The 10,229-nt window shown below is 39.4% G+C and carries 5 protein-coding genes; 3 read left to right on the top strand and 2 right to left on the bottom strand.

The annotated features are described in order from the left end of the window. Nucleotides 1-244: 244 nt before the first annotated feature. Nucleotides 245-2,119 carry a hypothetical protein gene (locus tag AB7E63_RS07375; RefSeq protein ID WP_059359546.1) on the bottom strand — a complete coding sequence of 625 codons (1,875 nt, stop codon included), beginning with the start codon at nt 2,117-2,119 and terminating at the stop codon, nt 245-247. Between the two features lie 206 nt (nt 2,120-2,325). On the opposite strand from AB7E63_RS07375, the gene AB7E63_RS07370 reads away from it, so the two are divergent. The 3 genes from AB7E63_RS07370 (at nt 2,326) to AB7E63_RS07360 (ending at nt 8,784) form a co-directional block, all read left to right on the top strand. Further along, the gene (locus AB7E63_RS07370) at nt 2,326-4,098 is read left to right on the top strand and encodes a hypothetical protein (RefSeq protein WP_428419082.1); all 1,773 of its coding nucleotides are present in this window, start codon (nt 2,326-2,328) and stop codon (nt 4,096-4,098) included. A gap of 29 nt (nt 4,099-4,127) precedes the next feature. Then, on the top strand, nt 4,128-5,828 hold the full coding sequence (locus tag AB7E63_RS07365; RefSeq protein WP_006342236.1) for a hypothetical protein: 1,701 nt from the start codon (nt 4,128-4,130) through the stop codon (nt 5,826-5,828). Nucleotides 5,829-5,910: 82 nt separating this feature from the next. Further along, nucleotides 5,911-8,784 carry a valine--tRNA ligase gene (locus AB7E63_RS07360; protein ID WP_013925486.1) on the top strand — a complete coding sequence of 958 codons (2,874 nt, stop codon included), beginning with the start codon at nt 5,911-5,913 and terminating at the stop codon, nt 8,782-8,784. Between the two features lie 55 nt (nt 8,785-8,839). Here the strand turns inward: AB7E63_RS07360 and AB7E63_RS07355 are convergent, their stop codons facing one another. Next, nucleotides 8,840-10,225, bottom strand: coding sequence for an alanine/glycine:cation symporter family protein (locus AB7E63_RS07355; RefSeq protein WP_006342238.1), 1,386 nt, complete (start codon nt 10,223-10,225; stop codon nt 8,840-8,842). Nucleotides 10,226-10,229 lie beyond the last annotated feature (4 nt).

Raw genomic sequence — 10,229 nt, 5'->3', positions numbered from 1 at the left:
AAAATCTTCAAAAACGATCCGTTTTGTCTTTTTGCCCGCACTTTTTTCTGGGTAAAATGTTGGGATTGCGGATGAATTGTCAAAAAAGCCAACGGAAATAGGTGAGACACTCATAAAAACTCCATCTATTAGTAATTAATTATTATTAATAAAAGTTAATTATATCTCACTATTCATTATAAAACACACCAAAACACTCCTTATTTATGAAAAATATGAAACCCATTAATGTCATCGTCTTTTTTTAACAAGTTGAATCACGAGGGAAACCTGTGGAACGTTTTGTTTTTAGTAAAATCATTTGGGGATTAAGTGATAGTGTTGAAAGAGAGCTTTTTATCAAAAGAAACATGAACCATTTTTTAATGATGCGATGCGATTGTTGGACAAGCGATACCCCGCTGCTCAAAACCCCAATTTCTTGCTGATGATGCACAAATGCCGGTAAATAGACCTCTCCTGTCTCCCAGAAAAAATGATTTCGCATCGATTTCCATACTTTTTTTCCTTTCTCATAGATCCACTTTCCTCTCCAGGCTCCCATGAAAAGATGTGCACGTGTCAACACAAAAACCTGAAGAAATTTGGGTAGCTTTTTGATTCCATTAAAAATATAGGCCACCAAGCCAGCTGGCTCTGTGTTCAATAAAGGCATGCGATATAAATTCGGAACCGCGTTTCCTATAAGTCGCTCTAAATTTCCTTGAGACCATAACGCGCAATTATCCGATTCAATTTGATAAACCATATTTCCAGCCCGAGAAACTTCAATATCTTGTTTAATAAATCCCATTAACTTCATGCCTTGCTCGGGCTTAATCGCAAAAGAGTAGTAAGCATGTTGTCGGTGATTGTAAAATACATTTTCATCGGGATAAGCTATGGTGGCTGTGACTGTCGGACAGAGCATTGTAAATCGCTCCCAAGAATTTGCAGGAAAGCGGGTGGCAAATTTTCCTAAGGGATAAATCGCAAATTTTTTGCCGGGCATAGGAATCGCGATCTCTTGAAAGGCATGACTATTCTCAAAGTCCAAATTTAACGCCTCCCTTGTTGAAGTAGCCGCTACATTCCAGGCTTCTGGATCCAGTCGAAGATTGTACCTTCTTTGAGCTTCTTTAAGAGAAATGACCTCAAAAATAGGCATTTTTTGCCACCAAAGGGGATCACTTAAGGCAATTTGTCTAAATTCATTGGAATCCGCATCCCACCACCCCAATTGGTGAGCATTCCAATTGACGACCCCATCCGCTAGGACTTCAAGATTTCCAACTTCGAAATCTTTCTGAGCAAAAATTTTATAAATTTCTTGCAGGGAAAGTCGATAGTTTCCCCTAAAACAGACGATTTTATGCTCATCTAGAAGACTAACTTCTTGTTTTTCCATGCGCAGGGCTATAATTTTTTCACCCAGTGGAGTTTTATGCATATGTAATAATTTCGGATTGACGCGCCCTATTCGACGTGACAGACCGCAATTTTGTAAATTTCGGGCTATTTTGGGAAATTCGATGAAAAGAGCAGGGGCGTTTTTATCTTGTAAAACCCACGACAAAAAGAAAAGACATGTATCAGAATCGACTTGCAAGTGCTTGATAAATGCAGGATATCGACAGGCATCGTCCAGTCGATTGATCTCATCATGCGTCAGCTCTTTGTCCACAACAGTAGAACGATAAAATTTCCATTCTAAAGCTTTTTGAAATAAGAAGGGAGGGATAGCATGAGATTTTGGGAGACGGTTCCATCCTCCATTTTTTTCCTCTAATCGATAGCGCAAAGCGATTTCTTGAGATTTTATGTGAGCGCGAACATGACAGATTTTTTCATTTAGATAAGGAAGCAAGAGGGAAAGAACACTCTCTGTCCCCTTAAGGTATAATTCGATGTCTACCTTTTGAGGTGCAAAAAATTGGATAGGGATATGCTCCAGATTTTCTAAGCATCGGCTCCAGGTTTCTCCAATCGTTAAAATTCTATTTACATCAAATCCGAACCATCTTCTAAAATAAGATTTTATGGAGCTTTCAACATACCAATACCCGTTTTGACAGACTACCGATTTCTTTTCCTCTAATGCTGTAATAAATTGAGCCAGGTTTTGAATTATCTCATTCATAACCACCCCTAATAAAATAGCACTAGGTTATAAACATATTATACTCTATTTTTCTTACTTTTTCTAGGTATATAACTATTTACTAAATATCAAATATAATTTAAAATTCCCTACCAAAATTTAATTACCCACTTCGTTATCTTTTAAATTTAAGTAAAAAAATGCAACCATCCTTTACACCACTTAGAGACTTAAGTAGAATGACAATGCCTATAATTGGGGGCGATGAGGAGGTCCAAAGTTATATTCAAATCAAAAAAGAGAAAACGGAAGAGCAAGATAAAAGACTCGATCAAGAGGTTAAGTCTTTTCTTTCTCAGCACCCCAACGCTTTTACAACAGACTTAATGGCATCTGAATTAAAAGCCCAAGAATTTTTCAAAATATTACGTCATTGCTCATCATTAGATAAAAATACGCTGCGGGCTATTGCGATATCGCTTTGTGTTGAATTACATGCACTCAAAATTTTTAAAGATACCTTTTTAGAATTCAGAGAAATTACTAAAGAATGGCAAAAATTTTCCAGCAGGATTGAAAGCGAAACCTTTACCCTCACCACGACGAAAGGACTCGCTTTTTACTTTCGCTTTTTAGGTGAGAATTCCGTCCTCGAAGAAAAAATTGATATGATGGAAGGTGATAGAAAAAAGCATCTCTACGCAGCATTAGAATCTCCTCATGAAGAAATTCGAGGGCTTGCGGCAATGATTTTTAAAAAATATACGACAATATTATTAGAGAGACGAGCCGAGAAAGTTTCCTCTATTTTTTGCGAGTTTATCATGCTCTTCAACATCGAAATAAATCAGCAACAAAACTCTTTTTTAAAACATCACATCACATATTTCCCCTCATTGATTAAATCTCTCAATTTTTCGATTAGTTTAGTCAAAAAAGAGATAGAAAAAACATTATTTGATACCCCCTGGACCTTTAATTATTCAGATGAGCAATATGCCGATATTATGCAAATGCTATGCTCTCTCGAAAGTGATGTTAAAGGACGAGCACATGCATTTAAATCTATCTATAACTCTTTACTTAATCTGAGAAGCAAGGAAAAAGGAAACAAACTGGAGTTTAATCAAAAGTTTCTCACACACAATTTCGCTAATGTTCCCATTCAAATTTTAGATTATCAAAGATTACACAAAGAATATTTTTCATCCGGTTTACCTAAAACAATTTCGGAGAAAAAAAATGTGGTCGTGCAAGATAAAAAAAGGGGGACATTTCCTAAAAAACCGCAAAGAAAAGCTAACCGACCTCCTTCTCCGCACGCCTTAAAAACCAGACAACTCAGAGAGCTTAAAGCTCAAAATATTAAAAAGATACAGGATGAACAAAACAATCCCTATTCTCCGGATAGCTCGGCAGTGCCCATACAAGTTCCGCAAATACCTCAAACAAAATTCAACTTCTCTTACGCATGGCGGGTTGCCGATTGGTTTCAAAAGCATCCGAAGCAATTGCAAAAGGAGAGTTATGCGAGTTTACCATCCGATTTACAATTTAAGCAGATCATCTATCATGCTTTTGCTCAAGATGTCGAGAATTACATTTTTTCGCATGGACGCGAAAGAACCTATGAAAATCCCACGACACACCACAACGATCGTCATTTTTGCATTGCGGGAGAAATTCGATTTAGGGAAGGACTAAAAAAGACAAGAGAAAGAGGCATTTATACCTTTTGCGTTGGGCAAGATGAAGAACTCTATCATCGCTATTTTACACGAAAAATAGACCTCCTTCCTTATGCAAAAAATATCTTCTATGAGACAGATTTTCCTACACCTAAGGCTTCACTAAAAAAGAAAACTTTTTTTCCACAGCAAATAAAACCATCTAAAGCAAAGGTTAAAGTTGACGAGATCACACAAGCTGTCAGCATAGAAGACCCCCGCTATCCGTTTGTTAAATATATTCTTTTCCAATCTGGGGATTTTCGTAATCATTCATACCAAACAAGCTAAATAATTAAAACTTTTTCAAGGATATTAAAATGCAACTTCCCTTTGGGTCTTTATTGTATGTACATAAGCCAAATGAAACGGAAGAGATGGTCCGCCGAAATCGAGAATCTGAGCTGGATAAACTCATAAAATTTGGCAAGTTAGCGATGCAGGTCCTCTCTCCTCCATCTTCTTATGAAGTAGATCTAGCAGAAGACCTCAGTTCACCTAAAAAATATAAACTTCAAGTAAGCAGTCTTTCCCTATTAGCCCCTCAAGAATTACATGCATGGGCTGTCGCTTGTTGCATAGAGCTTCACGCTTATAAAATATTCAAAAGTTATTTTACCGACTTGCAAGACATAGGTAGACAATGGAAATCTCTCCCTCCTCCTAAAGCAGACTTAATGTTTGTTAATTTCGATTTTCAAACTTCTGAAGGATGGGCCTTTTATTTTCGCTTTTTTGGAAACCATTCAAATGGAGATTACCTGAATGCGTTCAAAGGAGAAAAATTTCGTTACCTTAAGTTAGCAGCTCAATCTACAAATGAAGAAATAAGATCTGTTGCTGAAAAAATTCTTTTGAGCCATCGATATAGAGCCATAAAAGAGCGAGCTTGTCTGTCATGGAAAGAGATTGATCATTTAACAGTCCCCTTAAATCGATTAATCAATAATCAATCCGCTATTAAGGAAAAACTATCCCTTTTTACTTCTTTCCGCAAAACACTTCTCTTCACAAACGCATTTTTAACTAAATGCAATTCAACCGAAGATGATGATTCAATCCCCTGGTTCGTAAGCTTTCCTAGCCATAAAGAAAAGGAAGCGGAATCCCTACTATCCTCTCTAGAAAATGACATAAAGAATGAAAGATCTAAACTCTTTGAAAAGGTACACCAGCAGCTTATTCAAAAAAGAGATAAAAGTCGGGGTCGACTTCTTTATACAACAACTTTTTTAAGACATTCTTTTGACGCTATTTCAATTCAATTCAATACCTATCTTTCATCCTATCAAGAATGTTTCTTTGCAAAAGAAAAAGTCGCTAAAAAAGAGGAAAAACCGAGACTCGCACCTTCCGCTCCAGCCAAGCAATCTAGTCAGAATACGAGCAAAAAAAGAACTAAAAAGAAGGCAGCCCGGCCATCGATTATTTCTCAGCCCAAGGTTGAAAACAAGGCGATTGAAACTCCTCAAAAACCTCCTATTCATTTTACGTATGCTTGGCGTGTAGCGGAATGGTTTAAATCTTCTCCCATTCACTTAGAAAAAGATTCCTACAAGAATCTTTCTGAGCACCAACAATTTATGCAAATCCTGTACCATGCTTTTTCTTTAAAAGTTGAAGATTATATTCCAACGCACGGAAAAGAAATGGTTTACGTAAACCCCACAACTGAGCAAAAAGAACGATTGATTTGTATTGCTGGAGAGATCCATGTAGATGCACATGTAGAAAGAGGAATTTATACATTTTGTATTGGGGAGAATGGGGAATTATACCATCGTCATTTTACTAAAAAGAAAGATGAAATGATGTACCACTTTGCAACCAATATTTTTTATGAGAAAGATTTTCCACCTCTTAAGGCTTCCTTAAATAAAAAACCTTCAACACAGCTCATAGAAACCCATGAAGGCGTTAAAATTACAACGGATGAACTCACGGGAGCGACCACCATTTATGATCCACATCACCTATCTGTCAAATATGTACTTTTTCAAGGGGGAGGAAATGAAGAATAATACGAAATCTCCCCATCTGCTCTTGAGAGATAGGGACTTTATCTGTTATTCTTTATAACATTTGATCCAAAGGGAATTACATATGACAAATATAGCAGAAGATAAAAATCAGCCCGAATTGCCAAAAGCATATGAGGCCAAGCTTGTTGAATCCAAGTGGGCAGAATTTTGGGAAAAAAACCAATTTTTTAAAGCAAACCCCCTTTCACCAAAACCTGGATATTGCATTGTCATTCCTCCACCAAACGTAACAGGAGTGCTCCACATGGGGCATGCGTTAGTTAATACGCTGCAAGATATCCTGATTCGTTGGAAACGGATGCAAGGATTTGAAACCTTATGGATTCCAGGAACAGACCATGCCGGAATTGCCACGCAAACTGTTGTAGAACGCAATCTGATGAAAACGGAAGGCAAAAGACGGGTTGATTATTCACGCGAAGACTTTCTTCAAAGAGTCCAAAATTGGAAAGATGAGAGTGAAAAAGTCATCCTTCATCAATTAAAGTCTTTGGGCTGCTCCTGCGACTGGTCTCGCCTAAGATTTACGATGGATGCGGGCAACAATGCAGCTGTTAAGAAGATGTTCAAAAAGCTCTATGATGCCAATTTGATTTATCAGGGAGACTACCTGGTCAATTGGGATCCTGTCACACAAACAGCTCTAGCTGACGATGAAGTAGAATATGAGGAAAAGCAATCCTTTTTGTGGCATTTTAAATACCCCTTGAAAGATCAATCCGGCTATATTCACATTGCGACAACACGCCCTGAAACCATGCTTGGTGATACAGCGGTTGCTGTCTCCCCCAAAGATCCTCGCTACCAACATTTGATTGGGCAAAAAGTGATACTGCCTTTAATGAACCGGGAAATTCCAATCATCGCTGATCATCATGTCGATCCTGAATTTGGAACGGGTATGGTTAAAATTACTCCTGCACATGATCCAAACGACTACCAGATGGGGATTACCCACAACCTTCCTTTTATCAACATCATGACCCCCGACGGAAAAATCAATGAAAATGGGGGGAAATTTGCCGGTCTTAGCATGGCAGAAGCTCGTGAAGCTGTTGTGCAGGAATTAAAAGCGCTAGGATTAGTCGAGAAAATTGAACCACACGTCAATCGTGTAGGCGTTTCATATCGCTCAAAAGCTGTGATCGAACCTTATATCTCTAAACAATGGTTTGTTCGCATGAGCGAGTTTGGGAAAAAACTGCGCCACATTATCGAAAGCAAGCAAGTCACATTGATTCCAAAAAATTGGGAAAATACTTACTTTCATTGGATTGATAATTTGCGCGATTGGTGCATTAGTCGTCAGCTATGGTGGGGCCACCGGATCCCTATTTGGACAAATAAAAATGATCCTGAAAAACGAATTTGTTATGACGGAGAAGGAGTCCCGCCTGAAGTGGAAGCCAATCCTGATGACTGGACCCAGGATGACGATGTCTTAGATACCTGGTTTTCCTCTTCCCTTTGGCCATTTGCGACTTTAGGATGGCCTGAAAATACACCCGAATTGAAGAAGTTTTATCCCAATTCCGTGTTAATTACGGGTCACGACATTCTCTTTTTCTGGGTGGCACGTATGATTTTCATGGGAGATTATGCTATGGGCGAACCTCCTTTTCCAGAAACGTTCCTACACGGTTTAATTTATGGAAAATCCTATTGGAGAGATGCACCGGGAGGAGGGATTACTTATTTAAGTGAAAAAGAGCGTATGGAATATGACCTCGGAAAACCACTTCCTTCTGATGTACATTACAAATGGGAAAAAATGTCCAAATCGAAAGGGAACATTATTGATCCCCTGGAAATCATTGAGCAATATGGCACAGATGCGATGCGAATGGCTCTCTGCGTAAGCGCCACACAAGCTCGTGAGATCGATCTTGATCGACGCCGTTTTGAAGATTTAAAGAACTTTGCCAACAAAATCTGGAATGGCGCGCGCTTTGTCTTAATGAATTTGAAAGGCAATGAGCATAATCCAGCTCTAACGGCCCAAGAATTTAGCCAAGGGGTTAATTTTTCTTTGTTAGCTCTGGAAGATCGCTGGATTCTGTCTGTGCTTAACCGTGTAATTAAAAGTGTGGAGCAGAAACTGACAACCTATCAGTTCGATCAAGCTGCTCAAGAAGCATACGATTTCTTTTGGAGAGATTTTTGCTCGTATTACCTAGAAATTGCCAAACCTGTGCTGATGGGTAAATCTGGCCTACCTGGCGAGCGCTCTAACAAACAAAAATTGTTAGCGATAATCCTTTGCCAAGCGATTCGACTCATGCACCCAATGGCTCCTTTCATCACGGAAGAGCTCTTCCATGCACTTAAAAGTCAATTAGCGGGGGTTACAGAAGACCCGCATGCCGATCCTTACACACAAGATGCGGTTAAAGCACTTTTAAGCACAGCTTGTACTGTATCCCCTTACCCTGTTCCACGTGAAAACAACATTGATTCAGACATTGAAAAAGCGTTTGGCTTTATGGAAAAAGTGATTTATACTATTCGAAATATTCGGGGTGAAATGAAGCTTCCACCAGGAGCTGCAACAGATGTGCACATTATTGGGACACCTCAGCAAGAATCCTTCCAAATGATCGAACAAAATTTACGCATGATCTCTTCTCTGGTCAAAACCGGAAGCATTCAAATGCACGAGAATGAACCTCAGCTTGGATTTGCCTCTTTTGGACTCATCGAGTCGATCAAAATTGCCATCCCACTCCCCGCCGAACTATTGAAAAATGAAAAAGATCGTTTGCTCAAAGAACAAGAAAAGCTCAATGCATCTATTGAGAAATTACGCGTTGTTTTGGCAAATCCCGAATTTATCAATAAAGCGCCTCCCCAATTAATCGAAAAGCAAAAGCAAGCTTTTTCACAAAATGAAAAAGATCTCGAAGAGATTACTCTGAAATTGAAAAGTTTGGACTAAAATAAAAGCCCCCAGCGAAGCTAATTCGACTGGGGGCTTTATCTTTTATAAGAGACTAGGCTTTGGAAGCCGCCAGTTTTTGAGCTTTTTCCGCTTCAAGTTCTTTAAGAAATACTTTGGTTTCTGCAATGACAACCCCAGAAAGTGCGCACAGGCCAATCAAGTTAGGGAATGCCATAAGACCATTAAAGATGTCAGAGATTAACCAAACAGTTTCTAGTTCTAAGATAGCTCCTGGAATGATCATCAAGCTAAAAATAATGCGATAAAGCGGCACAATTTTTCGTCCCCACATGTATTCGACACATTTTTCACCGTAGTATGACCACCCTAAAAGGGTTGTGAAAGCAAACAGCACAAGACCGAGAGAAACCACATAACCTCCCCAACCAAACACGGATTGGAAAGCCGTGACTGTCATGGTCGCTCCAGTTAGCATTTTACCATCCGGTCCGATTTCACCAAGCAGATTGGTGACACCCAAAATCAATCCTGTGATTGTACACATCACAACAGTTGCTAAAAAGCTTCCTGTCATCGAAACCATTGCCTGTCGGCCTGGAACATCACTTTTTGCAGCAGCCGCCGCAATCGAAGCCGTCCCCAAACCTGCTTCACTCGTCATCAAGCCTCGACTAATTCCCACTTGCATCGAAAGAAGTAATGTAGAGCCCGCAAATCCCCCAACAGCCGCTTGTCCTGTGAATGCGTGAGAGAAAATTCCCCAAGCCGCAGCTGGAATTTGCTCATAACATTTTATTAAAACAAGTAAACCACCCCCGATGTAAATAATTCCCATAAAAGGAACCAATAAGGAAGCGACTTTTCCTATACTCTTAATGCCACCCAGGAGCGTCAATCCGATCAAAACGGCCATGACAATCCCTGTCAAAAGAGGATCTAATTGGAAAACACTCGACATGACATCCGCTACAGAGTTGGCTTGAAGCATATTTCCACCACCAAAAGCGGCTATCGCGCCACTTCCAGCAAAAACAAGAGAAAGCCACTTCCAACCGAGTCCCTTTTCGATAAAGTACATGGGACCACCGCACATTTCCCCTTTTTCATCCGTTGTGCGGTACTTCAAAGCGAGTAAGGCTTCGGCAAATTTGGTAATCATTCCAATCAGGGCTGTTACCCACATCCAAAATAGTGCACCTAGGCCACCGATGGTAATAGCAGTGGCAACACCTGCGATATTTCCAATTCCTACCGTCGCTGCCAAAGCTGTCATGAGAGATTGAAAATGAGTGATATCCCCTTTTCCTTCTTTCACTTCATCTAAGCCTAGACCTAACTTAAGTGCATAGCCTAGATAGCTAAACTGCATCCCTTTTAGGACAATCGTTAAATAGATCCCGATTCCCATCAATAACATCAATAAAGGGAATCCCCAGACAATTTCATAAACTGCGTGTAAAAACCTTAAAAAATCCATATTA

This window comes from Parachlamydia sp. (genome assembly GCF_050255895.1).
Taxonomy (GTDB): Bacteria; Chlamydiota; Chlamydiia; order Chlamydiales; family Parachlamydiaceae; genus Parachlamydia; species Parachlamydia acanthamoebae.
The sequence above is the reverse complement of the archived record's forward strand: the minus strand, read 5'-3'. Positions and strand labels throughout refer to the sequence as shown.

What these genes read in the sequence shown, in the direction of transcription:
- AB7E63_RS07375 (WP_059359546.1), bottom strand. Translation starts at nt 2,119, where the DNA reads ATGAATGAGATAATTCAAAACCTGGCTCAATTTATTACAGCATTAGAG.
- AB7E63_RS07370 (WP_428419082.1), top strand. Translation starts at nt 2,326, where the DNA reads ATGCCTATAATTGGGGGCGATGAGGAGGTCCAAAGTTATATTCAAATC.
- AB7E63_RS07365 (WP_006342236.1), top strand. Translation starts at nt 4,128, where the DNA reads ATGCAACTTCCCTTTGGGTCTTTATTGTATGTACATAAGCCAAATGAA.
- AB7E63_RS07360 (WP_013925486.1), top strand. Translation starts at nt 5,911, where the DNA reads ATGACAAATATAGCAGAAGATAAAAATCAGCCCGAATTGCCAAAAGCA.
- AB7E63_RS07355 (WP_006342238.1), bottom strand. Translation starts at nt 10,225, where the DNA reads ATGGATTTTTTAAGGTTTTTACACGCAGTTTATGAAATTGTCTGGGGA.